This window comes from Allobosea vaviloviae (genome assembly GCF_001298265.1).
Taxonomy (GTDB): Bacteria; Pseudomonadota; Alphaproteobacteria; order Rhizobiales; family Beijerinckiaceae; genus Allobosea; species Allobosea vaviloviae_B.
On the sequence record NZ_LGSZ01000048.1, the window covers coordinates 58,451 to 84,614 of the forward strand.

The 26,164-nt window shown below is 67.6% G+C and carries 22 protein-coding genes; 13 read left to right on the forward strand and 9 right to left on the reverse strand.

Translation table 11 applies throughout. The features are described 5' to 3' along the window. The first annotated feature begins 177 nt into the window (after window positions 1–177). Window positions 178–1,008 carry an HTH-type transcriptional regulator BhcR gene (gene bhcR, locus AE618_RS16525; protein WP_054210175.1) on the forward strand — a complete coding sequence of 277 codons (831 nt, stop codon included), beginning with the start codon at window positions 178–180 and terminating at the stop codon, window positions 1,006–1,008. A gap of 224 nt (window positions 1,009–1,232) precedes the next feature. Here bhcR and sucD read toward each other — a convergent pair whose 3' ends face one another. After that, window positions 1,233–2,114, reverse strand: coding sequence for a succinate--CoA ligase subunit alpha (sucD, locus tag AE618_RS16530; protein ID WP_054210176.1), 882 nt, complete (start codon window positions 2,112–2,114; stop codon window positions 1,233–1,235). A 2-nt stretch (window positions 2,115–2,116) separates the two neighbouring features. Further along, complete coding sequence (sucC, locus tag AE618_RS16535; RefSeq protein ID WP_054210177.1) at window positions 2,117–3,289, reverse strand: ADP-forming succinate--CoA ligase subunit beta; 1,173 nt, start codon at window positions 3,287–3,289, stop codon at window positions 2,117–2,119. 302 nt (window positions 3,290–3,591) lie between these two features. Between sucC and AE618_RS16540 the strand changes: the two genes are divergently transcribed. The 5 genes from AE618_RS16540 to AE618_RS16560 all read left to right on the forward strand — a co-directional run bounded on the left by AE618_RS16540 (window position 3,592) and on the right by AE618_RS16560 (window position 7,963). Then, window positions 3,592–4,059 (forward strand): PAS domain-containing protein, encoded by a 468-nt coding sequence (locus AE618_RS16540; protein ID WP_082365337.1) that lies wholly within the window; start codon window positions 3,592–3,594, stop codon window positions 4,057–4,059. Window positions 4,060–4,128: 69 nt separating this feature from the next. Beyond that, window positions 4,129–5,379: a formyl-CoA transferase gene (frc, locus tag AE618_RS16545; RefSeq protein ID WP_054210179.1), complete on the forward strand. Its 1,251-nt coding sequence runs from the start codon at window positions 4,129–4,131 to the stop codon at window positions 5,377–5,379. Between the two features lie 172 nt (window positions 5,380–5,551). Continuing rightward, window positions 5,552–6,229 carry an alpha/beta hydrolase gene (locus AE618_RS16550; protein ID WP_054210471.1) on the forward strand — a complete coding sequence of 226 codons (678 nt, stop codon included), beginning with the start codon at window positions 5,552–5,554 and terminating at the stop codon, window positions 6,227–6,229. A gap of 131 nt (window positions 6,230–6,360) precedes the next feature. Further along, on the forward strand, window positions 6,361–7,185 hold the full coding sequence (locus tag AE618_RS16555) for an NAD-dependent epimerase/dehydratase family protein (protein ID WP_054210180.1): 825 nt from the start codon (window positions 6,361–6,363) through the stop codon (window positions 7,183–7,185). Between the two features lie 76 nt (window positions 7,186–7,261). Further along, on the forward strand, window positions 7,262–7,963 hold the full coding sequence (locus AE618_RS16560) for an SDR family oxidoreductase (RefSeq protein ID WP_054210181.1): 702 nt from the start codon (window positions 7,262–7,264) through the stop codon (window positions 7,961–7,963). 21 nt (window positions 7,964–7,984) lie between these two features. Here AE618_RS16560 and AE618_RS16565 read toward each other — a convergent pair whose 3' ends face one another. Continuing rightward, window positions 7,985–8,773 carry a class I SAM-dependent methyltransferase gene (locus AE618_RS16565; RefSeq protein WP_054210472.1) on the reverse strand — a complete coding sequence of 263 codons (789 nt, stop codon included), beginning with the start codon at window positions 8,771–8,773 and terminating at the stop codon, window positions 7,985–7,987. A gap of 259 nt (window positions 8,774–9,032) precedes the next feature. On the opposite strand from AE618_RS16565, the gene AE618_RS16570 reads away from it, so the two are divergent. From AE618_RS16570 to AE618_RS16595, 6 genes are all read left to right on the forward strand, one after another. Beyond that, window positions 9,033–10,139 carry an ABC transporter substrate-binding protein gene (locus AE618_RS16570; RefSeq protein WP_248310933.1) on the forward strand — a complete coding sequence of 369 codons (1,107 nt, stop codon included), beginning with the start codon at window positions 9,033–9,035 and terminating at the stop codon, window positions 10,137–10,139. 25 nt (window positions 10,140–10,164) lie between these two features. Further along, window positions 10,165–11,247, forward strand: coding sequence for a FecCD family ABC transporter permease (locus tag AE618_RS16575; RefSeq protein ID WP_054210183.1), 1,083 nt, complete (start codon window positions 10,165–10,167; stop codon window positions 11,245–11,247). Continuing rightward, on the forward strand, window positions 11,241–12,017 hold the full coding sequence (locus AE618_RS16580; RefSeq protein ID WP_054210184.1) for an ABC transporter ATP-binding protein: 777 nt from the start codon (window positions 11,241–11,243) through the stop codon (window positions 12,015–12,017). Before AE618_RS16575 ends, AE618_RS16580 begins: the two co-directional genes overlap by 7 nt. Window positions 12,018–12,247: 230 nt before the next feature. Further along, a complete protein-coding gene (locus tag AE618_RS16585) occupies window positions 12,248–14,377 on the forward strand; it encodes a hydantoinase/oxoprolinase family protein (RefSeq protein WP_054210185.1) in 2,130 nt (709 codons plus the stop codon). Next, window positions 14,374–16,032, forward strand: coding sequence for a hydantoinase B/oxoprolinase family protein (locus AE618_RS16590; protein WP_054210186.1), 1,659 nt, complete (start codon window positions 14,374–14,376; stop codon window positions 16,030–16,032). Before AE618_RS16585 ends, AE618_RS16590 begins: the two co-directional genes overlap by 4 nt. Window positions 16,033–16,112: 80 nt before the next feature. Then, window positions 16,113–17,492 (forward strand): PLP-dependent aminotransferase family protein, encoded by a 1,380-nt coding sequence (locus AE618_RS16595; RefSeq protein WP_054210187.1) that lies wholly within the window; start codon window positions 16,113–16,115, stop codon window positions 17,490–17,492. An 8-nt stretch (window positions 17,493–17,500) separates the two neighbouring features. Here AE618_RS16595 and AE618_RS16600 read toward each other — a convergent pair whose 3' ends face one another. From AE618_RS16600 to AE618_RS16620, 5 genes are all read right to left on the reverse strand, one after another. After that, window positions 17,501–17,902 carry a DUF983 domain-containing protein gene (locus AE618_RS16600; RefSeq protein ID WP_054210188.1) on the reverse strand — a complete coding sequence of 134 codons (402 nt, stop codon included), beginning with the start codon at window positions 17,900–17,902 and terminating at the stop codon, window positions 17,501–17,503. A gap of 109 nt (window positions 17,903–18,011) precedes the next feature. Next, window positions 18,012–19,409, reverse strand: a complete 1,398-nt coding sequence (lpdA, locus tag AE618_RS16605; RefSeq protein ID WP_054210189.1) for a dihydrolipoyl dehydrogenase — start codon at window positions 19,407–19,409, stop codon at window positions 18,012–18,014. A gap of 173 nt (window positions 19,410–19,582) precedes the next feature. Continuing rightward, the gene (locus AE618_RS16610; protein WP_054210190.1) at window positions 19,583–20,908 is read right to left on the reverse strand and encodes a dihydrolipoamide acetyltransferase family protein; all 1,326 of its coding nucleotides are present in this window, start codon (window positions 20,906–20,908) and stop codon (window positions 19,583–19,585) included. Continuing rightward, the gene (locus tag AE618_RS16615; protein WP_054210191.1) at window positions 20,908–21,924 is read right to left on the reverse strand and encodes an alpha-ketoacid dehydrogenase subunit beta; all 1,017 of its coding nucleotides are present in this window, start codon (window positions 21,922–21,924) and stop codon (window positions 20,908–20,910) included. Before AE618_RS16615 ends, AE618_RS16610 begins: the two co-directional genes overlap by 1 nt. A gap of 4 nt (window positions 21,925–21,928) precedes the next feature. Continuing rightward, window positions 21,929–23,191: a 3-methyl-2-oxobutanoate dehydrogenase (2-methylpropanoyl-transferring) subunit alpha gene (locus tag AE618_RS16620; RefSeq protein WP_248310909.1), complete on the reverse strand. Its 1,263-nt coding sequence runs from the start codon at window positions 23,189–23,191 to the stop codon at window positions 21,929–21,931. A 247-nt stretch (window positions 23,192–23,438) separates the two neighbouring features. On the opposite strand from AE618_RS16620, the gene AE618_RS16625 reads away from it, so the two are divergent. Continuing rightward, a complete protein-coding gene (locus AE618_RS16625; protein ID WP_054210192.1) occupies window positions 23,439–23,939 on the forward strand; it encodes an Lrp/AsnC family transcriptional regulator in 501 nt (166 codons plus the stop codon). Window positions 23,940–24,101: 162 nt separating this feature from the next. Here AE618_RS16625 and phnN read toward each other — a convergent pair whose 3' ends face one another. Then, window positions 24,102–26,159, reverse strand: a complete 2,058-nt coding sequence (gene phnN, locus AE618_RS16630; protein WP_054210193.1) for a phosphonate metabolism protein/1,5-bisphosphokinase (PRPP-forming) PhnN — start codon at window positions 26,157–26,159, stop codon at window positions 24,102–24,104. Window positions 26,160–26,164: the final 5 nt, after the last annotated feature.

The following is a 26,164-nucleotide window of genomic DNA, read 5'->3' on the forward strand; positions in this document are numbered from 1 at the left end:
TATTTCAGAAACTTATTCTGTCGGCCTGCTATCGACACAATATCCTTTTATATCAATTGCTTGCATATATTTCATGAATTCCACTTCGCCAATCTGAAAAACCCTTTCAGTTTTTATTCGCCAAGGCGCGCCTGCTGTGTTTTCCTCGGTTCCGGAACGGTGGCGAGAGGACAGCGCATGAGCCTGGTCGAGCAGCGGAAGGGGCGCGGGCGGCCGCGCTCGGTGAAGGCGGCGCTCATCGGCGGATCGGTCCAGGCACTGGACCGGGGACTGGCTTTGCTCGAAATCCTCGCCGAGGAGGACGGCCTGACCTTGACCGAGCTCGGCCGGCGCTCCGGTGTCTCGGCCTCGACCGTGCATCGCGTTCTGCTGACGCTGGAGAGCCGGGGCTTTGTCCAGCACGACACCGATCGCGGCCATTGGCTGGTCGGGGTCGCGGCCTTCAAGATCGGCTCGGCCTTCCTGCGCAACCGCCGCGTCGCCAGCATGGGGCGGGCGACGATGCATGCGCTGATGGAAGCCAGCGGCGAGACCGTCAATCTCGGCATCGAGGACAATGGCGAGGTCGTGTTCATCTCGCAGGTCGAGAGCCACGACACCTTGCGTGCCTTCTTCCGCGCCGGCAGCCGCGGCGCGATGCACTCGTCGGGCGTCGGCAAGGCGCTGCTGGCGGAATGTCCCGAGCATCGCGTGCGCCAGATCTGCGCCGCGAGGCGGCTCGAGCGCTTCACCGACCAGACCCTCACCGATCTCGGCGCGCTGCTGCGCGAACTCGCGGAAGGACGCCGTCGCGGCTGGGCGATCGACGACGAGGAGCGCACGCTCGGCATGCGCTGCGTCGCCGCGCCGATCTTCAACGAGCATGCCGAAGCGATCGCGGGCGTCTCGATCTCCGGCCCCGCCGTACGCGTGACCCAGCGCAAGCTCGACGCCTTCGGCCCGATGGTGCGCCGCGCCGCCGACGAGATCACCCTGTCGATCGGCGGGCAGCTTCCACGGCGGGATTGAGACGCCTCCCCTCTCTCCTTGCGGGAAAACGGGGCTCGGTGAGGCCGAGACGGGCTGAGGGCTCACGCGACGATTCCCGTCATTGCGAGCGCAGCGAAGCAATCCAGCCTCGTCGCGCTCTATGTCTCCTGGATTGCTTCGCTGCGCTCGCAATGACGGCGCAGGGCGGTGCGTCCCCTCATCCGGCGCTGCGCGCCACCTTCTCCCGCAAGGGGAGAAGGGACTCACCCTCGCTCCGCAAGCGCCTGCCGGATGGTTTCGCCGACCAGATGGGCGCTGGGGGCGATCCGCACGCCGGCAGCCTCCAGCGCCCTGATCTTGCCGGCGGCATCGCCTTTTCCTGCCAAAGTGAGCGCGCCGGCATGGCCCATGCGTCGCTCGGGCGGGGCCTCGCGGCCGACGATCAGCGCGACGATGGGCTTGGATGTCCTGATGCCGGAGATGAACTCGGCGACCTCCTCCTCCTCGGTGCCGCCGATCTCGCCGATCAGCACCACGCCTTCCGTATCGGCATCCTCAAGGAACAGTTCCAGGCATTCGCGCATGCGGATGCCGTGGATCGCATCGCCGCCGACGCCGACCGTGGTCGACTGGCCGAGCTTCGCCGCACTGATCTGCGCGACGACCTCGCTGGTCAGCGACGCCGAGCGCGAGATGATGCCGATGCCGCCCGGACGTTCGCTGCCGGTCGCCATCACGCCGAGCTTGCCGACGCCGGGAACCAGGATGCCTTGCGAATTGGCGCCGACCAGGATGGTGCGGCCGCCCTTCAGCGCATCGCGCACCCGCACCATGTCGAGCGTCGGCACGCGCTCGGTCACGGCGACGACCAGCGGCATCTCGGCCTCGATCGCCTCGATCATGGCGGCAGCGGCATTGGGCGGCGGCACGAAGACGATGCTGGCATTGGCGCCGGTCTCGCGCCTGGCATCGGCGACCCGGTCATAGACCGGCAGGTTCAGATGCGAGCGGCCGCCCTTGCCGGGCGTCACGCCGCCGACGACATGGGTGCCGTATTCCATCATCCGCGCGACATGGTGGGTGCCGGCCCAGCCGGTCATGCCCTGGCAGATGACGCGGGTCTGGCGATCCAGAAAAACCGACATGGTCAGGCTCCCTTCCCGGCCAGCGCGACCGCTTTCGCGGCGGCGGTCCACATATCCGGGCAGTCGATCACCGCGCAGCCGAAATTCCGCAGCCGCGAGCGGGCGAAATCGGCGTTGTTGCCGGCAAATCGCACCACCAGCGGCAGCGAACGGCCGGTGCGCCGCATGGCGATGCCCAAGCCCTCCGCGATCGCGTCGCAGGGCTGCATGCCGCCGCCATGGACGTTGATCAGGATGGCGCGGGTCGCGGGATTGTCGAGCAGCAGGCGGAAGCCATGGGCGATGTCGAGGCTCCTGGCCGTGGTCCGGATATCCATGAAATTGGCCGGGCGCCCCTTGGCTGCCACGACCATGTCGAGCGTCGCAAGACCAAGCCCGGCGCCGTTGGCGACCATGCCGATGTCCCCGTCGAGCTGGACATAGTTGAGCTGGTGGCGCTGGGCCTGCAGATCGACGAGATCGGTTTCGTCCTCGTCGCGCAGCGCCGCCAGGTCGGCGTGCCGGAACAGGGCGTTGTCGTCGAGCACCATCTTGACGTCGAGCGCCATCAGCGTGCCGGTTTCCGTGACTGCCAGGGGATTGATCTCGATCAGGCTCGCATCGAGCTCGACGAAAGCCCGCCTGATGCCGTCGATGAGCGCGCAGCCTTGGTCGTGCAGCGAGCCCTCGAGGGCGAGATCGGCGACGAACTGCGCCACCGCGTCGAGACGCGGCTCGCGTCCGGTGCCGAGCCGCAACTGGTTGACCCGGACAGTGCCGCTCGCCGCCTGCTCCTCGATATCGGCGCCCCCCTTGGCGCTGCCGATCAGAATGACCTCGCCTGACGAGGACTCGATCAACAGGGCGAGATGGAGTTCGCGGACCACCGTGATCGCGGTCTCGACCAGGACGCTCCTGACCTTCAGGCCCTCCGGTCCGGTCTGCGCCGTCGCCAGCATGCTGCCGAGCAGCGCGCCCGCCGCGGCTTCCGCCGCCTCGGGGCCGTCGACAGACCGGATGCCGCCAGCGTGCTTGCGTCCACCGGCATGGATCTGGGCCTTGACGATGACGCCGCGCCCATTGAGGCGCCCGGCGATCTCGCCGGCCTCGCGGGGCGAGATCGCAATGCCGCCATCGGGCACGGGAAGGCCATAGGGCGCGAGCAGCGTTTTAGCCTGAAACTCGTGGATTTTCATCGGCTTCTCTCCCTGACGTCCCACATCGCAGGATCTTTTATATGTGGTATACATTATGCCAGTAGAACATGCCGTCAAGCGGATCGCGTATGGAATCGGCCAAGACCGCGAGTGACTGGAGGACCTCAGCAGAGAGCGGAGAGGCCGCACCATCAGTCCCCTTGACGCTCCTTCGACGCTGGCATACCAATAATTAGGAATGCCAAATACCAGAGAAATTGCGCCGGGCTTCGGCCTGCCGGAGTTGCCGGTCGCTGCGATGACGTCGTGTCGAGGACTAAAGTGAAGCCGTGGGAACCGCCTTGTCACAGTCGGTTGATTTCGCTCAGTTGGTGGCCCGCGCAGGCGACGGAATCGTCGTGTCGGATGCGCAGGGGATCATCACCGTCTGGAACCAGGCGGCGCAGCGGATCTTCGGGTTCAGCGAGGCCGAGGCACTGGGCCAGTCGCTCGATCTGATCACGCCGGAGCGCCAGCGCGAGCGCCATTGGGCCGGCTACGAGAAGACGATGCGTACGGGGCAGACGCGCTACGGCGCCGATGTCTTGCGGGTGCCGGCCCTGCACAAGGATGGCCGGCCGCTGTCGATCGCCTTCACCGTCGGGCTGATGGTCGACGCCGCCAACACCGTCACCGGCATCACCGCCGTCATTCGCGACGACACCCAGCGCTGGACGGAAGACCGCCAGATGCGCCGTCGCCTGGCAGAACTTGAAGCAGAGGCCGCCCAGGCCAAGCCAAAGGACCTGGGTGCTTCTGTCCCAAGCTAGGGAAGACCAACGTCAAACACCAAAATATTCAGTGATTTAACCTGAAGCAGTCCGGAGGAAAGAAACGCTATGAGCCAGCCGCTCGAAGGTATCAAGATCATCGACTTCACGCACGTCCAGGCGGGTCCGGCCTGCACGCAGTTGCTGGCGTGGTTCGGCGCCGACGTCATCAAGGTCGAACGTCCGGGCGCGGGTGACGTGACGCGGTCGCAGCTTCGCCATGTCGATGGCGCCGACGCGCTCTATTTCACCATGCTGAACAGCAACAAGCGCTCGCTGACGCTCGACACCAAGACCGCGCAGGGCAAGGAAGTCCTGGAAAAGCTGATCAAGGAAAGCGACGTTCTGGTCGAGAATTTCGGCCCCGGCGCGCTCGACCGCATGGGCTTCTCCTGGAAGCGGATCAACGAGCTCAACCCCGGCATGATCGTCGCCTCGGTCAAGGGGTTCAGCGACGGCCACCATTACGAAGACCTGAAGGTCTATGAGAACGTCGCGCAATGCGCCGGTGGCGCCGCCTCGACCACCGGCTTCTGGGACGGCCCGCCGACGGTCAGCGCGGCCGCGCTCGGCGATTCCAACACCGGCATGCATCTGGCCATCGGCATCCTGACGGCGCTGCATCAGCGCAACAAGACCGGCAAGGGCCAGAAGGTCGCGGTCTCGATGCAGGACGCGGTTTTGAACCTCTGCCGCGTCAAGCTGCGCGACCAGCAGCGCCTCGATGCGCTGGGCTTCCTCGAAGAGTATCCGCAATATCCGCACGGCACGTTCACGGACGTCGTGCCGCGCGGCGGCAATGCCGGCGGCGGCGGTCAGCCGGGTTGGGTGCTGAAGTGCAAGGGCTGGGAGACCGATCCGAACGCCTATATCTACTTCACCATCCAGGGCCATGCCTGGGCGCCGATCTGCAAGGCCATCGGCAAGGAAGAGTGGATCGAGGATCCGGCCTACAACACGGCCCGGGCGCGCCAGGACAAGATCATGGACATCTTCGGCACGATCGAGGCATGGCTCGCCGACAAGACCAAGTTCGAGGCCGTCGACATCCTCAGGAAGTTCGACATTCCGTGCTCGCCGGTGCTCTCCATGAAGGAAATCTCCGTCGATCCGTCGCTGCGCGCCAGCGGCACGGTCGTCGAGGTGCAGCACCCGCAGCTCGGCAGCTATCTCACCGTCGGCAGCCCGATCAAGTTCTCGGACATGAACGTGGACATCAAGGCGTCCCCGCTGCTGGGCGAGCACACCGACGAGGTGCTCCAGGACCTCGGCTACACCGCGCAGCAGATCGAGGAGCTGCATCAGGCCCGCGCCGTCTGAGGCGCAAGGCCCTGATCTGACACCAGGAACGGCGCGCCGAGAGGCGCGCCGTTTCTCCACGACCGGATTGTCAATTCCCGCTGCCCCGCGCGGTGGATGGCCGCCGGCGATTCAGGCGGCATGGACGTCCCTGCCCGAGGCGAGAGGCGGCGGCATGACCCTCCCCGATCTCATGAGCCACCCGCATCTGATGGGGCGGCTCGATTTCGTCCACAGGCTGCCGGACAAGGTGCCGCTGCCGGCCGGCCTGAACGCGCTTCGCCTGTTCGAATCCCGCAATCCGGCGCTCTACGTGCCTCCTGGCATCGATCCGCGCAGCCCCACCGCGCTGGTCGTGCTGTTCCATGGCGGGGGCGGCAGCGCGGCGAAGATCCTGCCGATGCTGCAGCAGCATGCGCAGGCGCGCGGCTTTCTGCTGCTCGTGCCGCAGTCGGTTTTCCCGACCTGGGACATCGTCATCGGCGGCAACGGGCCCGACCGCGAGCGGCTCGATGCCGCGCTCGCCGAGGTCGCCTCGCGCTTCCGGCTGGACCCCGCCCGACTCGTCTTCGCCGGCCATTCCGACGGCGGCAGCTATGCGCTGTCGCTGGGCCTCACCAACGGGCAGTTCGTGACCCATGTGGTGGCCTCGTCGGCCGGCTTCATGTCGGTGCATCTGCAAAGCGGCGCGCCGCGCGTTTTCATCTCCCACGGAACCCGGGATGAGCAGATCCCCATCGACCGCAGCGGCCGCTTCCATTCCGCCAAGCTCAAGGCGGCGGGCTACGACGTGACCTATATCGAATATGACGGGCCACACGCGCATCAGCCGGCCGTGGTGGCGCAGGCCGTCGACTTCTTCCTCGCCTGAGGATCGGCCGCCGGTCCCGTCTGGCCGGTGCGCAGCACCGTCACGCGCAGGCCCCATGCCGATTCCGGTGCTTGCAACAGCGGAGGCGGAGTGCATGACTTCGCGGCCCCATCAGCCCTGGAGAAGGCCTCTTGCCCGCGACACCTCGCTATGATCGCATCCTGCTCACCGGCGCGGCCGGGCGGCTCGGCTCCCGGTTGCGGCAGGGCCTCGCCCCGCTCGCCCGGACGATCCGCCTGGCGGATCGCGAGCCGCTGGGCGATCTCGCTGCCAACGAGGAAGCGGCGATCTTCGACCTCGCCGACATGGATGCGACGATCGCGGCCACGAAGGGCTGCGATGCGATCGTGCATTTCGGCGGTGCGGCGATGGAGACCGGCTGGCAAACCATCCTCGATTCCAGCATCCGCGGCTCCTACCATGTCTATGAGGGCGCGCGGAAACATGGCGTGCGCCGCGTGGTCTACGCCTCGTCGGTCCATGCGATCGGTTTTCACGCGCTCGAGGCGCATATCGGCGTCGATGCGCCGGTCAGGCCGGACGGGCTTTATGGCGTCTCGAAGACTTTCGTCGAGAGCCTGAGCCGGCTCTACTGGGACAAGTTCGGCATCGAGACCGCCTGTCTGCGCATCTTCTCGTCCTTTCCGGAGCCGGCGGACCGGCGCATGCTCTGGTCCTATCTCTCCTTCGACGATTGCGTCCGCCTGGTCACGGCAGCGCTGACGGCGCCGCGCGTCGGGCACAGCATCGCGTTCGGGATGTCGGACAACCCCGTCAAGCCGGTCGACACCAGCGGCGCCGGCCATCTCGGCTTCGTCCCACAGGACAGCACCGAGCCGTTCCGCGCGGGAATCGAAGCGCGCACGCCGGTTCCCGACCCCAAGGCGCCGGCGGTCAGATATCTCGGCGGCTGGTTCTGCGAACTCGGCCATCCCGACGACGAGCCGACCCGGTAGGGCCGTGGCGCCGGTTCCGCTTCGCTCCGCGAGGTTCTAGAACGGTTGCGAATCCAGCGATCCGAGGAAACACGACATGACCAAGAAAGTGGCGATCGTCACGGCGGGCGGCAGCGGCATGGGCGCGGCGACGGCGCGGCGCCTGGCGAAGGACGGCTACGAGGTCGCGATCCTGTCCTCGTCGGGCAAGGGCGAGGCGCTGGCCAAGGAACTCGGCGGGCTCGGCGTCACCGGCTCGAATTTGTCGCAGGACGACGTCAAGCGCCTGGTCGACCTGACGGTCGAACGCTGGGGTCGCGTCGATGCGCTGGTCAACAGCGCCGGGCACGGCCCGCGGGCGCCCATCCTCGAGATTCCCGACGAGGACTGGCATCGCGGCCTGGAGGTCTATTTCCTGAGCGCGGTCCGGGCGATCCGGCTGGTGACGCCGATCATGCAGGCGCAGAAATCCGGCGCCATCGTCAACATCTCGACGGCCTGGGCCTTCGAGCCCGATGCGATGTTTCCGACCTCGGCGATGGCGCGGGCGGGGCTGGCGGCCTTCACCAAGATCTTCGTCGACAAATACGCGCCCGACAACATCCGGATGAACAATGTCCAGCCCGGCTGGATCGACAGCCTGCCCGCCACCGACGAGCGACGCCAGCGCGTGCCGATGCAGCGTTACGGCACCAGCGACGAGATCGCCGGCACGATCGCCTTCCTGCTTTCGGCCGACGCCGGCTACATCACCGGCCAGAACATCCGCGTCGATGGCGGCGTCACCAAATCGATCTGAGCGGCAGGGGCGCCTGCCAGGTCATCCGGGCTTGCGGGCCGAGACCATGAAGCGGTCCTGGCTCGCCCGCTCGAGCCGCTGATAGAGCGGCATGAAGCGGCCTTGCGCGCGGTGAATGGCGCCAAGGTCCCGATCGATCGCGACATCGACGAAGCCTGCCTCGGCGAGCAGCCGGGCGATTTCCTCCGGCCGGCAGCCTTGCGAGAAATAGACGCGGGAGACGATCTCCTCATGCGTCGCGGCATGGGCGGCCGGAGGCTTCGGCGTCGAGAGGCGCCTGGCAAGCTTCGCCAGGACGCGCAGCGCCCGGCCATTGCCCGGACGCGGATTGGTCATGTCGGCATCGACGATGCCGACGCGACCGCCGGGCTTCAGCACCCGGAACCATTCCCGGAACGCGGCCGGCGGATCGGGCAGCGTCCAGACGAGATGGCGCGTCGCCACGACGTCGTAGCTGTCGGCCGCCTCGAGCGTGTCCTCGGCATCGCCGGCATAGAGCTTGATCGGCTTGCCCGCCGTCTTGGCGCGGGCGCGCGCCAGCATTGCCTCCGACAGGTCGAGGCCGGTGACGCCATAGCCGAGTTCGGCCAACAGCAACGAGATCACGCCGGTTCCGCTGGCGAGATCGAGCGCCCTGCCTCCCCCGGCCGAGGCAGGCCCGAGATGGCGCGAGAACAGCGACAGCCAGGCCTGCCGCTCTTCGCCCGAGAAAATCTCATGGCCGGGCTGGCTGTCGAACGTCTCCGACCGCATCGACCAGTAGTCGCGGATTTCGTCCTTGAGGCTGAGGTTGTGATGCAGTGTGGTCATGGCCCGGCGGCCCTTCGGTTTATGCGGCGCGGTATCGAGAACCATGAAGCCGCATCGAAGGCAAGACACAGATCTGATCACCGTCGAGTATCCGTGCCCGATACGACGACAATATTTCTCAAGATGATGATTTCGCTGTTTCTGTTTATAATAATTCCAGAAGATAAATCTTGACCCCCTCAAGGCGCGGACCTACGAGCCAGCGACTTCGTCTGGAGGTCTTCTCATGCTGTTCCTGCGCGCTCTTCTCGGCTCGGCCATGCTTGCGGCTTCACTCGTCGCCGCCGCGCCCCCCGCTCTCGCCGACAAGGTCTCCGTCATCGACGTGCTCGGCCGCAAGGTCGAGGTCGAGGCCCCGGTCCAGCGCGTGATCCTCGGTGAGGGGCGGCAGATGTATTTCGTCGCCGCGCTCGACAAGGACGATCCGTTCAAGCGCGTCGTCGGCTGGCGCGACGACCTCTCCAAGGCTGACCCCGACAGCTACAAGCAGTATCTGGCGCGCTACCCGCAGATCGCCAAGCTGCCGAGCTTCGGCGGGGCCAAGGAAGGCGCCTTCGACATCGAGCAGGCGATCGCGCTGAAGCCCGACGTGCTCTTCCTCAACGTCGAGGCGAAGGTCGCCAGCGACGAGGCGAGCCTGGTCGACAAGCTCGCGGCGGTCGGCATCCCCGTCGTCTATGTCGATTTCCGCGAGAAGCCCTTCCAGAACACCGAGCCCTCGATGCGGGTGATCGGCAAGCTCTTCGGCCAGGAGACGCTCGCCGAGGATTTCATCGCCTTCCGCGCCGCCGAGATCGCCCGCGTCACCGACCGACTCGCCAAGGTCGCGAACCTGAAGCGCCCCCTCGTCATGATGGAGCGCGCCGGCGGCTATTCCGATGATTGCTGCATGTCCTTCGGATCCGAGAATTTCGGCAAGATGGTCGAGATCGCCGGCGGCAAGAACTTCGCCTCGGACCTGATCCCCGGCACCTTCGGAACGGTCAATCCGGAAGCGGTCGTCGCCGCCAACCCGGATGTCGTGATCATCACCGGCGGCAACTGGGGCGCCTATGTGCCCGGCGGCGCCTGGGTCGGGCTCGGGCCCGGCACCGACATGGTCGAGGCACGCCGCAAGCTCGCTGGCCTCGCCAAGCGCCCGGCCTACAGCCAGACCAAGGCCGTCAAGGATGGGCGCGTCCACGCGATCTGGCACCAGTTCTACAACAGCCCCTATCAGTTCGTGGCGATCCAGGAGATCGCGAAGTGGCTGCACCCGGAGCTGTTCAAGGATCTCGATGCCGACGCCACGCTGAAGACGCTGCATGAGCGCTTCCTGCCCCTGCCCTACGAGCCCGGCTACTGGGTGAGCCTCGAGCGCAAGTGAACCCGCCAGCAGAAGCGAGCCAGCGATGAGTGCTGCCGTCACCCGCGATACCTCGCAGGGCCGCGATGTCCCGCAAGGTCGCTTGACCTATCGCGCGCTGACGCTCCGGCGGCGGCTGATCCTGCTCGGGATGTTCGGCCTGCTGCTGACGAGCCTCGTCGTCGATCTGATGCTGGGGCCGGCGCGCTACGATGCAGGCCAGGTGCTGACGACGCTGCTGAACCCGTCGGAGGCGCCGGCTGCGCTGCGCGTCGTGATCTGGGACATCCGCCTGCCCGTCGCATTGATGGCGGTCGTCACGGGGGCCTCGCTGGCGATCGCCGGCGCGCAGATGCAAACGATCCTGAACAACCCGCTCGCCAGCCCGTTCACGCTCGGCATTTCGGCGGCGGCGAGCTTCGGGGCGGCTCTCGCGCTGGTGTTCGGCGTTGGGCTGCTGCCGGTCGCGGCCGACTATATCGTCCCGATCAATGCCTTCGTCATGGCGATGGGTGCTGCCTTACTGATCCATGTGCTCAGCCAGTCGCGCGGCGTCACCACCGAAACGGTGATCCTGCTCGGGATCGCGCTGGTCTTCACCTTCAACGCGCTGCTGGCGCTGCTGCAGTTCTTCGCCTCGGAACAGGCGCTGGGGGCGGTCGTGTTCTGGACGATGGGCTCGCTCACCAAGGCGAGTTGGCAGAAGCTCGCGATCACCACCGCCGTGCTGGTGTTCACCCTGCCCTTCTTCCTGCGCCGGGCCTGGGCCCTGACGACGCTGCGGCTCGGCGACGACAAGGCGGCGAGCTTCGGCATCAATGTCCGCCGCCTGCGGCTCGAGATCATGCTGCTGGTCAGCCTGCTCGCGGCCGTGCCGGTCTCCTTCGTCGGCACGATCGGCTTCATCGGGCTCGTCGGTCCCCATATCGCGCGCATGGTCATCGGCGAGGACCAGCGCTTCTTCGTGCCGGCCTCCGCGCTGGCGGGCGCTGCGATCCTCTCGGCCTCCTCGGTCGTCTCGAAATCGCTGATCCCCGGCCTGATCTTCCCGATCAGCATCGTCACGGCGCTGATCGGCGTGCCGTTCTTCTTCAGCCTGATCATGGCCAGCCGGAAACGCGCATGGTGAGCCTCGCGCTGAGCGGTGTCGGCGTGTCCTATGGCAAGCGCCGGGTGCTGAGCGACGTCGATGCGGAAGATCTGCGCGGCGGCGAGGTCGTGGCCGTCATCGGCGCGAACGCGGCGGGCAAATCGAGCCTGTTTCGCCGCATTGCCGGTCTCGCCGGCGGCGAAGGCGCGGTGACCGTCTCCGGTCAGAGCCGCATTGCCGGCCGTGGCGTGCCCACCACCTGCTACCTGCCGCAGGACACCGCCGTGAACGCCGTGCTCACCGTCTATGAATCGATCCTGCTGGCGCTCAAGCAGGGCGGCTCCTGGTCGGTCAGCGACGGTGAACTCCAGCGTATCGACCGTGTCCTGCACGAGCTCGAGATCAGCGATCTGGCCTTCCGCGGACTCGGCGAGCTCTCGGGTGGACAGCGCCAGCTCGTCTCGATCGCCCAGACGCTGGCGCGCGAGCCCGACATCCTGCTGCTCGACGAGCCGACGAGCGCGCTCGACCTGCACCGCCAGTTCGAGGTGCTCTCACTCGTCCGCCGCCTGGCGCATGAGCGCGGCATGCTGATCCTGGTCTCGATCCACGACCTCAACCAGGCGCTGCGTTTCGCCGACCGGGTGATGGTGCTGGCCCATGCGCGCCTGGTGGCGCTGGGCGATCCGCGCATCATCGTGACGCCCGCCCTGCTCGACGAGGTCTATGGCGTCCATGCCCGCGTCGAGATGCTCGCGGGCGGAGAACCTTACGTCCTCGTCGAAGGGTCGAGCCGGCAGGTCGCCTGAGCCTGGCACCCCCGGGCGTCCTGGACCACCGTCCCATGGCCGATCGCGCCATGCCTGCCCAGCCTCCAGGCAGAATCGCGGCCGATCGCCCAATGCGGCAGCGTCGGCGGGATTGACTGTCGAAGATCGGCTGCGCAGGCTCGACGGCGTCGGCGCAACGCGCCGAGCTTGGCGGGGATTGTCGACATGCAGGTCGCAGACGAGTTGATGACGGATTTGCGCACCGGGACATGAGCGGATCGCCAGCCTTGCCTCTCGCCGCGCCTGGGACCGGCGCCCTTCGCCTCGGCGTCGATATCGGCGGCACCTTCACGGATTTCGCCCTGGTCGATGGCGCCGGCCGCCGTGTCGGCGTCCACAAGCAGCTCACCACGCCCAACGACCCCTCCTTTGCCGTGCTGGAGGGCACGCGGCGCATCCTGACTGAGACCGGCATCGCGCTCGCGGAGCTGAGCGAGATCGTGCATGGCACGACGCTGGTGACGAACGCGCTGATCGAGCGGCGCGGGGCGCGCACCGGCATGCTGGTCACGGAGGGGTTCCGAGACCTCTTCGATATCGGCAAGGAGCGGCGCTACGACCTGTTCGACATGCGGCTGCTCTTCGCCGAGCCGCTGGTCGAGCGGGCGCATCGCGCCGAGGTGCCCGAGCGTCTGCGCCATGACGGCGTGGTGCTGACGCCGCTCGACGAGGACGCCGTGCGCGCAGCCGTGACGCGGCTGGTCGAGCAGGAGGGCATCGAGGCGCTGGCGATCTGCTATCTGCACGCCTATGCCAGCGACGCCCATGAGGTGCGCAGCCGCGAGATCGCGCAGGCGCTCTATCCGCAGCTTCCCATCTCGCATTCGGCCGATGTCTTTCCCTACCGCCGCGAGTTCGAGCGCTGGACCACGACTTGCGCCAACGCCCATGCGCAACCGCTGGTGGACAGCTATCTGTCGCGACTCGAAGACGGGCTTGGCGCGATGGGCTTTGCCGGGCGCCTCTGGGTCATCGGCTCCAGCGGCGGGCTGATGACGCCGCAGACGGCGCGGCGCTACCCGGTTCGCCTGCTCGAATCCGGGCCTGCCGCCGGTGTGCTGATGTCGGCGCGGTTCGGCGTCGAGGGCGGCCGCGACAGCATCCTGTCCTTCGATCTCGGCGGCACCACCGCCAAGGGCGCGCTGGTGCGGCAGGGCAAGCCCTTGCGGAGCTACACCTTCGAAGCAGCGCATGCCTATGACTATCGCAGCGGCAGCGGGCTTTTGCTGCAGATCCCGGTGATCGACATGACCGAGATCGGGGCGGGCGGCGGCAGCATCGTCTCGCTCGATGCCCTCGGTCGCATGCGTGTCGGCCCGCGCAGCGCCGGGGCCGATCCGGGACCGGCCTGCTACGGCCGGGGTGGGACCCAGCCGACGCTAACCGACGCCAATCTCGTGCTCGGCTATCTCGACGGCGGCTCCTTCCTCGGCGGGCGGATGGCGCTCGACGTCGGGGCCGCGAAGCAGGCGATCGAAGACGGGGTCGGAGCGACGCTCGGGCTGTCGCTGGAGCGCGCCGCCTGGGGCATCCACGACATTGCCAATGAGGACATCGCGCGGGCCTTCCGGATGCATGCGACCGAGCGCGGCTTCGACTACCGCAATTGCAGCATGGTCGCCTTCGGCGGCGGCGGGCCGATCCATGCCGCGCGCATCGCCCGCAAGCTCAGAGTACCCCGCGTGATCTTCCCGGCCGGCGCGGGCGTGATGTCGGCCTTCGGCATGCTCTCGGGCGCGCCCTCCTTCGAGACGATGCGGGCCTTCCCGCGCCGGCTCGACGATCTGGCCGAGGACGAGATCGCGACCGTTCTGGGCGAGCTCGAAGCCGAGGCCGCGGCGCCGCTGCTGGTCTGCGGCGTGCTGCCATCGCAGATCATCCGGGAGCGGCGCGTCGACATGCGCTATCTCGGCCAGGGCCATGATATCGAGGTGCCGCTTCCAGCCGATGCCTCAGCCTCGGAGCTGCTGCGCCTGCTGCCGGACCTTTTCGCCGCGCGCTATCGCGAAATCTTCCATGCCAACCTGCCCGGCCTGGTCGAGATCGTCGGCTGGAAGGTCGAGGCGAGCGGCCCCGCACCCGAGCGGTTCATGACCTCGCCGGACACAGCCGGTTCACGCGGGACATCGCTCAAGGGCGAACGGGCGGCCTGGTTCCCGAGCCTTGGCGGCTATGTCACCTGCCCCGTGCATGAGCGCCTGAACCTCGCGCCGGGCATGACCATTACCGGGCCGGCATTGATCGAGGAGCCGGAATCGACCTGCCTGCTCGACGCCGGCGACGTCGCGGTGGTGGACGAACGCCATAACCTCGTCGCCGAAATCGGAGCCGCATCATGACTCGCGCGCTCGATCCGGTCGATATCGCGATCGGCTGGGACCGGCTGATCTCGATCGTCGACGAGGGCGCCGCCGCGCTGATCCGCACCTCGTTCTCGACGCTCGTGCGCGAGGGGCTCGACCTCTCCGTGATGCTGTTCGATGCGCAGGGTCGGATGATCGCGCAGAGCACGAAATGCATCCCTGTCTTCATCGGCACCGCGCCGGTGACCATGGCGGCGATGCTGGCAAAGCACCCGCCACAGACGCTGCGGCCCGGCGACGTCGTCGTCTCGAACGATCCCGTCATCGGCACCGGGCATATGTTCGACATCGCGGTGATGCGGCCGATCTTCCGGGGCGATGCAATCGTCGCCTATGCGATGAGCATCACCCATCTGCCGGATATCGGCGGCATGGGCTTTTCGGCGGCGGCGACGGAAATCTACCATGAGGGCTTGCGGCTGCCGATCTGGAAGCTGTTCGACGCCGGCCGGCGCGACGAGAACCTGATCGACCTGATCGCGCTGAATGTGCGCGTGCCCGACCAGGTGCTGGGCGACATCATGGCCAATGTCAGCTGCATCGAGATCGTCGGCCGCCAGCTCATCGATTTCATGGACGAGGCCGGCCTCGACAGCCTGGGGCCGATCGCCGACGCGATCCTCTCCCAGACGGAAGCGGCCGTGCGCGCCGCGCTGACAGCGATCCCGGACGGGATCTACGAGAATAGCCTGGACGTCGAGGCGCTGGACGAGGTGCGCCGGCTCTGCTGCCGCATCGAGAAGCGCGGCGACGCAGTTTCGATCGATTTCGCGGAGACGGGGCCTTGCGTGCGGGCCGGCATCAACGTGCCGTTCTCCTATACGAAGTCGATGGCGCTCTACACGCTGAAATGCGTCGCGACGCCGAAGCTGCCCAATAATGACGGCGCGACCGCACCCATCACGGTTTGCGCGCCCATCGATTGCATCCTGAACGCCGTGCCGCCCGCCCCATCGGCCGGACGGCACACAATCGGCCATTTCATTATGCCGCTGCTGTTCGGCGCGCTGGCCGAGATCGTGCCCGAGCGCGTCACGGCCGGCAGCGGGTTGATCAACATGATGACGTTTCAGGGCCGGCTCCCCGACGGCACTGCGGCGACGACCGGCTATTTCGCGGCCGGCGGCTTCGGCGCCATGAGCGGGCTCGACGGCCGGCCGACCACTCCGGGCTCGTCCAACATGGGCAGCACGCCGACCGAGATCTTCGAGCCGTTGAGCGGATTGCTGGTGGAGCGCAAGGCGCTGCGGCCCGATTCCGGCGGCGCCGGGCAGTTCCGCGGCGGGCCGGGGCAGGACGTCGTGATGCGCAACGACAGCGGCCATCCCATGACGCTGTTCTCGATGGCGAACCGGACGCAGTTTCCGGCGCTCGGCATCGCCGGCGGGCTGCCGGGCGCGCGGCGCGAACATCTGGTCAATGGGCAGGCGATCGCGGCGCAAGGGCGCCACGAACTGGCTCCCGGCGACCGGCTCACGCTGCAGGAGGCCGGAGGAGCAGGTTTCGGGCCGCCAGCGGCCCGGCGGCGCGAGCAGATCGAGGACGACATCCGGAGGGGTTTCGTCACCCGTGACGGCGTGGCACGCGACTATGGCGCTGCAGAGTTTGGCATGGACACGGACGAGACATAGCATCCGTCGGTCACGAGCTTGCCCGCTTGCACGATCCGGACAATATAGCGGTGCGTATGGATGTGCCGGGGTTCCGTGGAATGGCGCAAGACGACAGCATCGCATGGATCGGCCGGCTCGATCCGGCGGGGGGGCCGCGCTATCTCCAGATCGCCGACCGGATCACGCAGGCCGTCGCCGTCGGCACGCTGCGGCCGGGAGACCGGCTGCCGCCGCAGCGCCGGCTCGCAGACCTGCTCGATATCGACCTGACGACCGTGACCCGCGCCTATGCCGAGGCGCGCCAGCGCAACCTGCTCGACGCCGTGACCGGGCGCGGCTCCTTCATCGCGGCACAGCCGGACGCCTCCGGGCCTCCGGTCGATCTCAGCATGAACATCCCGCCCGCGCCCAAGGGCGTGCGGCTGGCCGAACTGATGCAGCGCGGTATCGCCGAGGTCCTGGCACGCGCCAGCGCCGACCGGCTGATGACTTATCATGTCGGCCCCGGCTCGCTGTCCGACCGGGCGGCCGGCTGCGCCTGGCTCGAACCCGTGCTGGGACGCATCGAGCCGCAGCGTCTGATCGTGGCGCCAGGCGCGCAGCCGGCGCTGGTCGCGCTGCTGAACGTGTTGGCGCGGCCGGGCGAGGCCGTGCTGTGTGAACCGTTGACCTATCCTGGGCTGCTCGCCGCCGCCCGGCAGCGAGGTCTGCGGCCGGTCCCGGTCGTGGGCGACGACGAGGGCTTGCGCCCCGACGCGCTCGAAGCCGCCATTCGCGAGCACGTCGCGCGGCTGCTCTGCCTGACCCCGACGATCCAGAACCCGACCACCATCACTATGCCGTTGGAGCGCCGCCGGCAGATCGTCGCGGTCGCGCGGGCGCATGGATTGAGCATCGTCGAAGACGACCCCTACAGCCTGCTCGCCACGGATGCGCCGCCGGCCATCGCCGCGCTGGCGCCGGAACTGACGCATCATGTCGCGACGCTGTCGAAGACGCTGACGCCCGGCCTGCGCACAGCCTTCATCGTCATGCCCAAGGGCACGAGTCCCGACGCGCTGGTCCAGGCGCTGCGCGCGATCACGCTGATGCCGGCGCCGCTGATGACGGCGTTGGCGACGCACTGGATCAGGGTCGGCGCGGCCGGCGACCTGCTCGACGGCGTGCGCCGCGAGGCGGCGGCGCGGCAGGCTCTGGCGCGTGCGATCCTGCCATCTTCGGGCCGCAGCCATCCCAATGGCCTGCATATCTGGCAGCCATTGCCGGCGCATTGGGACCGTCACCGCCTGATCGAGGCCGCGCGCCGCGCGGGGCTCGGCGTCACGCCGTCGGATGCGTTCAGCGTCGAGGGCCGGGCGCCGGACGCGGTGCGGATTTCGCTGGGGGGCGTGCCCGACCGGGCGCGGCTTGGCGAGGCCTTGACGACGCTCGCCGCCATCATCGGCGATGAGCGCGTGGCTGACCACGCCGTCGTTTGAGTGTCCGATCAGCCTTCCGGCTCGTCACGCTCCTTCGGCCGGGCGAGACGCCCCTCCTCGGCCTTGTGGAAGAACTGCGCCGCGACGAGCCAGCCCTTGAGCGGCTGCAAGGGCGGAATGCAGGTCAGCAGGATCAGCGGCAGCGTCGTGACGAGATGGACCCAGGTCGGCGGATTATAGGTCAGCTCGAGCCAGAGCGGGAACGCGGCCGCCGGCACGCAGACGAACATCATCACGAAGAAGGCCGGACCATCGGCGGGATCGGCGAAGGAATAGTCGAGGCCGCAGACCTCGCAGGACGGGCGCAGTTTCAGGAAGCTCTGGAACAGATGCCCCTTGCCGCAGCGCGGGCAGCGTCCGCGCAGCCCGGTCTGCAGCGGTGAGAGTGGCGGCCATTGCTCGCCGGACATGACGGTCTCCCGAAAGCGCGCCGCATGGCCGGCGCCGCCTTCACATGGGAGCGGATGAATACAATGTCAATATTGTATGCATCACTGCGGACGGCCTGCGGCAATCCGCTCAGATATGAATGGCGTGGCCGAGCGCCTTGAGGGCTGCCTCCTGGAAGCCTTCGCCCAACGTCGGATGGGCGTGGATCGTGCCCGCGACGTCTTCCAGCGTCGCGCCCATCTCGATGGCGAGGCCAAACGCGGTCGAAAGCTCGGAAACACCGGAGCCAACTGCCTGGATGCCCAGCACGAGCTGCGTTTCGGAATGGGCGACGATGCGGACGAAGCCCTGCTCGCCGTCGCGGGTCATCGCCCGGCCATTGGCGGCGAAGGGGAACTGGCCGATCTTGACGTCGAGCCCGGCGCGCTTGGCGTCTTCGGGGGATAGTCCCGCCGAGACGATTTCGGGATGGGTGAAGCAGATCGCCGGGATGCAACGCTTGTCCCAGGCGCGGGGCAGCCCGGCTGCGATCTCCGCGACCATCTCGCCCTGGGCCATGGCGCGGTGGGCCAGCATCGGCTCGCCGGTGACGTCGCCGATGGCATGGATGCCGCGCATCGTGGTTTCGCAGCGTTCATTGATGCGGATGAAGCGGCCATCCATGTCGAGCACCAGCTCCTCCAGGCCGAGGCCAGCCGTGGCGGGCGCCCTTCCGACCGTGACGAGGATTTTGTCGGCGGCGATGCGGCGCTCCTGGCCGTCCGCCGTCTCGACCAGCAGGGCGTCGCCCTTGGGCGTGGCGCCGCGCGCCTTGGCGCCGAGCAGGACCTCGACGCCGAGCGCGGTGAGCTGCTTTGCAACCGGCGCGGTCAGTTCGGCGTCGTAGAGCGGCAGGATGCGCCCTTGCGCCTCCACGACCGTGACCTGGCTGCCGAGCCTGGCGAAGGCGATGCCGAGTTCCAGCCCGATATAGCCGCCGCCGACGACGGCGAGGCGCCTCGGCACCTCCGAAAGAGACAACGCTTCCGTCGAGGAGATGACCGCGCCGCCGAAGGGCAGGAACGGCAATTCGACCGGGACCGAGCCGGTCGCGATGACGATCCGCTCAGTGCGGATCACCTTGGGGCCTGTCTCGGTCTCGACCACGACGGTCTTGCCGTCGCGGAAGCGGGCGCGGCCATGGACGATCTTGACCTTGGCCTTGCGAAGCAGGCCGGCGACGCCGTTGTTGAGGCGCGCGACGATGCCGTCCTTCCAGGCGACAGCCTTGCCGAAATCGAGGGCGGGCGCGCCGGCCGTCAGGCCGAAGGGCGTCTTGCCGGCTGCGGCGTGGACCGCCTTCTCGAATTCCTCGGCGACATGGATCATCGCCTTGGAGGGGATGCAGCCGACATTCAGGCAGGTGCCGCCGAGCTTGCCGCTTTCGACGATGACGGTGTCGATGCCGAGCTGCCCGGCGCGGATGGCGCAGACATAACCGCCAGGGCCGGCGCCGATGACGAGCAGCTTGCAGATGATCTCGGTCATGACTGAACTCCACCCGGAACCGGGAAGGCTTTCCATTGGAAACACGCGGTCGTCCCGGGCGACCGAAGGGAGATCCGGGACCCATTCCGGAACGGTTCAGGCATGGATCCCGGATCTCCGCTTCGCTGCGTCCGGGATGACCCCGTGAATTTCATCGGACAATCGCCAAGGCATCAAAGGTCCACAAACAGCAGAGCCGGGTTTTCCAGCAGTTCCTTGAGGCGCTGCACGAAGACCGCAGCATCCCAGCCATCGACGACGCGGTGGTCGAAGCTCGACGACAGGTTCATCATCTTGCGCGGGACGAAGGTCGTGCCGTCCCAGACTGGCCGGACCATCATCTTGTTGACGCCGACAATGGCGACCTCGGGGTGATTGATTACGGGCGTCGTCGCGATGCCGCCCATGGCGCCCAGCGAGGTGATGGTGATCGTCGAGCCGGTGAGCTCGTCGCGGGTCGCGGTGCCGTCGCGGGCGCGCTCGGCGATGCGGTTCAGTTCGAGCGCGCAGCCGAAGATGTCGCGGGCCTCGGCATGCTTCACGACCGGGACCATCAGCCCGCCCGGCGTCTGCGTGGCGATGCCGAGATGGATGCTGGCATGCTGGTGAACGATGCCGGCCTCATCGTCGAAGAGCGCGTTCAGATTGGGCTGCTCGGCCAGCGCCTTGACCATAGCGCGCATCAGGAAGGGCAGCAGCGTCAGCTTGGGCCGTTCCGGCGTCGGCTTCTTGTTGAGCGTCGCGCGCAGATCCTCCAGCGGGGAGACGTTGACCTCCTCGACGATGGTAATGTGCGGGATGCGCGATTTCGACAGCGCCATCTTTTCGGCGATGCGCCGGCGCAGGCCGACGATCTTGACGTCGGTGACGCCTGATTTCTCGGACAGGCCGGGCTTGCGCTCGGCCTCGGGGCCGCGCAGCAGGAAGGCGTCGATATCCTCGTGCAGGATGCGGCCGGCGGGTCCTGTGCCGGCGATCTGCCGCAGGTCGATGCCGGCCTCGCGCGCCTTCAGGCGCACGGCGGGCGAGGCAACCGGCTTTTCGCCGGCTGCGCGCCTCGGCGCGGCGACAGCGGCAGCCTGCGGCGGAGCGGTTCGCTTGGGCACCGATGTCGGCATCGCCACGGGCGCGGCAGGCTCGGGTGCCTTCGGCTTCGCAGGAGCAGATTGCGGTGCCGGCGTCTCCGGGGCGGGCTCGGATGCGATGGAAACCTCGGGTTCCGGTTCCGCGGCCGGCTCCGGTGCGGTGCGCGCGTCGCCCGCGATCTTCAGGCGCACGATGGCGGAGCCGATCGCGACCGTGTCGCCGATCTCGGCGCCGATCCAGAGCACCTCGCCGTCGGTGGGTGCGGGAATCTCGACGGTGGCCTTGTCGGTCATCACGGCGGCGAGGAGGTCGTCCTCACGGACGATGTCGCCGACCTTGACGTGCCACTCGACCAGTTCGGCCTCGGCGATGCCTTCGCCGACATCGGGCAGCTTGATGATGCGCTCAGCCATCAGCGACTCTCCATCAGCTCGGTGAGCGCCCGGCCGACACGGTCGGGGCCGGGGAAATAGGCCCATTCCTGCGCATGCGGGTAGGGCGTGTCCCAGCCGGCGACGCGGGCGACGGGCGCCTCCAGATGGTAGAAGCAATGCTCCTGCACCAGGGCTGCGAGCTCGGCGCCGAAGCCGGAGGTCAGCGTCGCCTCGTGCAGCACCATGCAGCGCCCGGTCTTGGATACCGAGGCGACGATGCTCTCCAGGTCGAGCGGCACCAAGGTCCTGAGATCGATGACCTCGACGTCGATGCCGGTCTCCTGCGCCACCGCCTGCGCGACATGGACCATGGTGCCATAAGTGACGATCGTGCAGGCGGAACCCTCGCGGCGGATCGCGGCCTTGCCGAGCGGCAGCGCGTAATGCGCCTCGGGGACCTCGCCGAGCTCATGCTTCGACCAGGGCGTGACCGGGCGGTCGTGATGGCCGTCGAAGGGGCCGTTATAGAGCCGCTTGGGCTCGAGGAAGATGACCGGGTCGGGATCCTCGATCGCCGCGATCAGCAGCCCCTTGGCGTCATAGGGGTTCGACGGCACCACCGTCTTCAAGCCCGAGACATGGGTGAACAGGGCTTCCGGGCTCTGGCTGTGGGTCTGGCCACCGAAGATGCCGCCGCCGGTCGGCATGCGGATCACGATCGGGCAGGTGAAATCGCCGTTCGAGCGGTAGCGCAGCCGGGCCGCTTCCGAGACGATCTGGTCGTAGGCCGGATACATGTAATCGGCGAACTGGATCTCGATGCAGGGGCGCAGACCATAGGCCGCCATGCCGACCGCCGTGCCGACGATGCCGAGCTCGCTGATCGGCGCATCGAAGCAGCGGTTGACGCCGTATTTCTGCTGCAGGCCATGGGTGCAGCGGAACACGCCGCCGAAGAAGCCGACATCCTCGCCATAGACCACGACATTGTCGTCGCGGCCCATCGACACGTCCATGGCGGAGCGGATCGCCTCGATCATCGTCATGCGGGCCATCGCGTCAGACTCCGATCTGCTGGCGCTGGCGGCGCAGATGCGGCGGCATCTCGGCGTAGACGCCCTCGAAGATGTCGCGCGCCGAGGGCTTGCCCCCGGAATGCAGCGTGCCGAAGCTCTCGGCCTCCTTCTGCGCGGCGATCACGGTGGCGAGGATTTCCGCCTCGGCCTGGGTATGGCGCTCCTGCGACCAGGCACCGACCGCGATCAGATGGTCCTTGAGACGCAGCAGCGGATCGCCGAGCGGCCAGCCATCCGATTCCGCCTTGGGGCGATAGGCCGACGGATCGTCGGAGGTGGAATGGGCGCCAGCGCGGTAGGTGACGTATTCGACCAGCGTGGGCCCCAGATTGCGCCGCGCCCGCTCGATCGCCCATTGCGCCACGGCATACACAGCAAGGTAGTCATTGCCGTCGACACGGAGCGCCGGGATGCCGAAGCCTAAGCCCCGCGCCGCGAATGTGCCGGAATTGCCGCGCGCGATGCCCTGGAAGGTCGAGATCGCCCACTGGTTGTTGACGACGTTCAACACGACGGGCGCCTTGTAGGTCGAGGCGAAAACCAGCGCCGCGTGGAAATCGGGCTCAGCGGTGGCGCCGTCGCCGACCCAGGCGGCGGCGATGCGGCTGTCGCCCTTGATCGCCGAGGCCATGGCCCAGCCAACCGCCTGGACGAATTGCGTCGTCAGATTGCCGGAGATCGTGAAGAAGCCGTTCTCCTTGGAGGAGTACATCACGGGAAGCTGGCGGCCCTTCAGCGGGTCGCGCTCGTTGGAATAGATCTGGCACATCATGTCGACCAGCGGATAGCCGCCGGCGATGAGCAGGCCCGCCTGGCGATAGGTCGGGAAGTTCATGTCGCCCGGCGACAGCGCGATGCGGAAGGCGGAGCTGACCGCCTCCTCGCCGGTGTGCTGCATGTAGAACGAGGTCTTGCCCTGGCGCTGCGCCATCTGCATGCGCGCATCGAAGGCGCGCAGCGTCATCATGTTGCGCAGGCCTGCGATCAGATCGTCGTTGCCGAGATCGGGCACCCAGGGGCCGACCGCCTTTCCTTCACCATCGAGCACCCGGATGATCGAATAGGCGAGGTCGCGGATCTCTTCGGGCGCGACATCGACCGGCGGTCTGCGGACCGAGCCTGCCTCGGGGATTACGACATTCGAGAAATCGGGCTGGCCGCCCGGCCTGCTCGCCGGTTCCGGCACATGGAAACGAAGCGGAGTGTCAGCGGTCACGCTGTTGGAGATCATCGTGTTGGAGGTCATGGGCCGCGCTCCAGTCGTTCCACAGGCATCGCCTTGCTCCCCAGCATTCCGCCGTCCGGTCCGGACGGCAAGCCGTAACGTCGTCCCGGGGCCTCGTTTCCATGCCGGCAAAACGGCGCACGGACCTTCACCCTCTTGATCCCAAGCTAGCGCGGTCCGCGAAAAGAATTCTCTCGAAAATGGTTGCACCAGGAACAGTCCGCAGAAATAATATCTGCCTATGTTCGATTATGCAGGATGATTTCCCGTGATACCGCGCAACAAGCGACAGGACGAGCCCGACCAGACCGATCTGCGGATTCTCTCCGCCTTGCAGGAGGATGGCCGGCTGACCACGAACGCGCTGGCGGAGAAGGTGGGCCTGTCGCCCTCGCCATGCTGGACGCGGGTGAAGCGGCTGGAGGAGAATGGGACGATCGAGAAATACGTCGCCGTGCTCGACCAGAAGGTGCTCGGCTTCACCAATGTCGTCTTCGTCGAGATCACGCTCGACAAGCATGACGACAAGATCCTCGACCATTTCGGCGAGGCACTGACCCGGATTCCAGAGGTGGTCGAGGCCTATCTGGTCACCGGCGAATACGACTATTTCGTCAAGGTCGTGGTCAGCGGAACCGACCATTACGAGCGCTTCCTGCGCGAGACGCTCTATCGCATCCCCGGCATCCGCCAGACCCGCACGACCTTCGGGCTTCGGACGCTGAAACGGGCGATCTCGATCGATCCGCTGAAGATGCCGAAGCCGTGAGGCTTCTGCATTCCAGTCTGGTCATTGCCCCTCGAAGCGCATCGTCATTCCGGACGTAGCGAAGCGGAGATCCGGAATCCATGCCTGAACCTCCATCGGAAGCGCTCTGACATGGATCCCGGGTCATGCCCGGGATGACAGTGGTGGCTCCGAGGAAACGTGTCAGCCGGCCAGCACGAAACCGTCATCCTGCGCCGCCATCGCGACGGCCGCCTCCAGATCCGGTCCGGCCGAGGCGTGGATGGTGAAAAGGCCCTCGCCAACCGCGACATCGTCGCCGACCCGGCGCAGCAGATCGATGCCGGCGCTCTTGTCGAAGGGCGCGCCGGCGCGGCGTGCAATGCCGGACATGCACCAGCCATCGATCTCACCGATCCGGCCCGCTCGTGCCGCCCGCACCGTGTGGGTCAGCGCGGCCGGCCTCGGCACGACATCGCGCCGTCCCTGCGCCGCGACGATCGCGTCGAGAGCCTGGCGAGCCGCCCCCGATGCGAGCAGCTCGGTCGCCCGCGCGCGGCCATGTTCCAGCGTCGCGATCGCCGGGTCCCAGGACAGGATGCGCCCGGCGAAGGCGAGCGCCTTGTCGCGCAGGTCGGTGGGAGCCTCGGTATGGCCCTCCAGCACCCAGAGCACGTCGCGAACCTCCAGCGCCGGGCCGATGCCGCGCCCGATCGGGCCAGCGCCACAGGTCGGGATGGCCTCGACATGCAAGCCGACGGCACGGCCGACCGTCTCGAACAGCGCCCCGAGTTCCACGGCTTCCGCCTGGTCGCGTAGCTTCGCCCGCCGCCCATAGGGCAGGTCGACGACGACATGGGTCGAGCCGGCCGTCAGCTTCTTGGAGATGATCGAGGCAACGGACCAGCGATTGGAATCGATCCCGAGCGGGCGCGTGATCGCGTTCATCACGTCGTCGACGGCGGAATGGTTGAGGCGGCCGTTCCAGGCGATGCAGGCGCGGGCCTGCGCCACGGTGCGGCGAACCTCGTCTTGGGTGAGATCGACCTTGGCCAGCACCTCCATCGCATCGGCCGTTCCGGCCGCCGAGGTGATCGCCCGCGACGAGGTTTTGGGCATCGCCAGCCCATGGGCTGCGACGATCGGCGCCACGATCAGCGTGATGCGGCTGCCGGGTATGCCGCCCATCGAATGCTTGTCGACGACGATCGGCTCGTCCCAGCGCATCGGCGTGGAGAAGCCGGCGCGGACAAGGCTGAGCGCGCCGACCTCGGCATCGCTGAGCGAGCGCGTCGCGGCGACGAGGAAGGCCGAGATCTCACCTTCGGGATAGCGCCCCTCGACGATGTCGCGCAGCAACATCGCGTATTGCGCGGCATCGAGTTCGGCACCCTGGATCTTGGCGCGCAGCGCGTCGCGGCTGTGCTGTGGCGGGGTGCGGGTCAGCGTGATTTCGCTGCCCGCGGGCAGCGCCAGCTGGGCGAAGGCCTCGCGCGACAGGCCGATCTCGTCGGGTTCGAGCAGCCAGCCGGGCTCGACAACGTTGATGCGGGCGCGGATGCTGCGGCGATTTCCCTGCGCATCGGGCTGGCCGGCGACATCGACCCGGCCCGGCCCGTCGAAATCCTCGACGCCGAGCAGGCTGTCGCGGGGCAGATAGGCGATGGTGTCGCGCCAGGCGTCGATCGGGATCGGCTTCAGCACGAGGCGGCGGGTCGCGGCATCGATCGCGGCCAGGACATGCTCGACGCCCTCCTCGACGGTGCCGTCGTTCGAGACGGTGATGGTCTCGATGCCTTCAGGCCATTGCGGCGCGGCGCGGGCGAGACGTGCCGCGATGTCGGCGGCGGTCTCGCGCCCACGGGCGGCGAGCCGGCGGGCGAGCGTCTCGGGCGAGGCAGTGATGTTGATGATGATCAGGCGCGTCACCGCGGCAGCCAATACCTCCAGCACGCCGCGCGAGCCATTGGCGATGACGTGCCTGCCCTGCGTGAGGTCGTCGCGCAGGGACGCGCGCAGGCCGTAATGCAGGCCATGGGCATTCCATGAGACCAGAAGCCCGCCGGCGGCGGACAGCGCGGCGAAGCCCGCCTCGTCGATCGCCTCGTGATCCTCGCCGCCGGCATCGGCCGGGCGGGTGATCAGGCGCCGGGCGAAGCCGAAACGGCCGCTGTCGGACAACGCCGCCCTGGCGCCGTCCATGAGCGTGTCCTTGCCAGCGCCACTGGGGCCGACGACGACGAAGAGGATGCCTGGCCGCATGATCC

What these genes read in the sequence shown, in the direction of transcription:
- bhcR (WP_054210175.1), top strand. Translation starts at nt 178, where the DNA reads ATGAGCCTGGTCGAGCAGCGGAAGGGGCGCGGGCGGCCGCGCTCGGTG.
- sucD (WP_054210176.1), bottom strand. Translation starts at nt 2,114, where the DNA reads ATGTCGGTTTTTCTGGATCGCCAGACCCGCGTCATCTGCCAGGGCATG.
- sucC (WP_054210177.1), bottom strand. Translation starts at nt 3,289, where the DNA reads ATGAAAATCCACGAGTTTCAGGCTAAAACGCTGCTCGCGCCCTATGGC.
- frc (WP_054210179.1), top strand. Translation starts at nt 4,129, where the DNA reads ATGAGCCAGCCGCTCGAAGGTATCAAGATCATCGACTTCACGCACGTC.
- AE618_RS16550 (WP_054210471.1), top strand. Translation starts at nt 5,552, where the DNA reads ATGAGCCACCCGCATCTGATGGGGCGGCTCGATTTCGTCCACAGGCTG.
- AE618_RS16560 (WP_054210181.1), top strand. Translation starts at nt 7,262, where the DNA reads ATGACCAAGAAAGTGGCGATCGTCACGGCGGGCGGCAGCGGCATGGGC.
- AE618_RS16565 (WP_054210472.1), bottom strand. Translation starts at nt 8,773, where the DNA reads ATGACCACACTGCATCACAACCTCAGCCTCAAGGACGAAATCCGCGAC.
- AE618_RS16570 (WP_248310933.1), top strand. Translation starts at nt 9,033, where the DNA reads ATGCTTGCGGCTTCACTCGTCGCCGCCGCGCCCCCCGCTCTCGCCGAC.
- AE618_RS16575 (WP_054210183.1), top strand. Translation starts at nt 10,165, where the DNA reads ATGAGTGCTGCCGTCACCCGCGATACCTCGCAGGGCCGCGATGTCCCG.
- AE618_RS16580 (WP_054210184.1), top strand. Translation starts at nt 11,241, where the DNA reads ATGGTGAGCCTCGCGCTGAGCGGTGTCGGCGTGTCCTATGGCAAGCGC.
- AE618_RS16585 (WP_054210185.1), top strand. Translation starts at nt 12,248, where the DNA reads ATGAGCGGATCGCCAGCCTTGCCTCTCGCCGCGCCTGGGACCGGCGCC.
- AE618_RS16590 (WP_054210186.1), top strand. Translation starts at nt 14,374, where the DNA reads ATGACTCGCGCGCTCGATCCGGTCGATATCGCGATCGGCTGGGACCGG.
- AE618_RS16595 (WP_054210187.1), top strand. Translation starts at nt 16,113, where the DNA reads ATGGCGCAAGACGACAGCATCGCATGGATCGGCCGGCTCGATCCGGCG.
- AE618_RS16600 (WP_054210188.1), bottom strand. Translation starts at nt 17,902, where the DNA reads ATGTCCGGCGAGCAATGGCCGCCACTCTCACCGCTGCAGACCGGGCTG.
- lpdA (WP_054210189.1), bottom strand. Translation starts at nt 19,409, where the DNA reads ATGACCGAGATCATCTGCAAGCTGCTCGTCATCGGCGCCGGCCCTGGC.
- AE618_RS16610 (WP_054210190.1), bottom strand. Translation starts at nt 20,908, where the DNA reads ATGGCTGAGCGCATCATCAAGCTGCCCGATGTCGGCGAAGGCATCGCC.
- AE618_RS16615 (WP_054210191.1), bottom strand. Translation starts at nt 21,924, where the DNA reads ATGGCCCGCATGACGATGATCGAGGCGATCCGCTCCGCCATGGACGTG.
- AE618_RS16620 (WP_248310909.1), bottom strand. Translation starts at nt 23,191, where the DNA reads ATGACCTCCAACACGATGATCTCCAACAGCGTGACCGCTGACACTCCG.
- phnN (WP_054210193.1), bottom strand. Translation starts at nt 26,159, where the DNA reads ATGCGGCCAGGCATCCTCTTCGTCGTCGTCGGCCCCAGTGGCGCTGGC.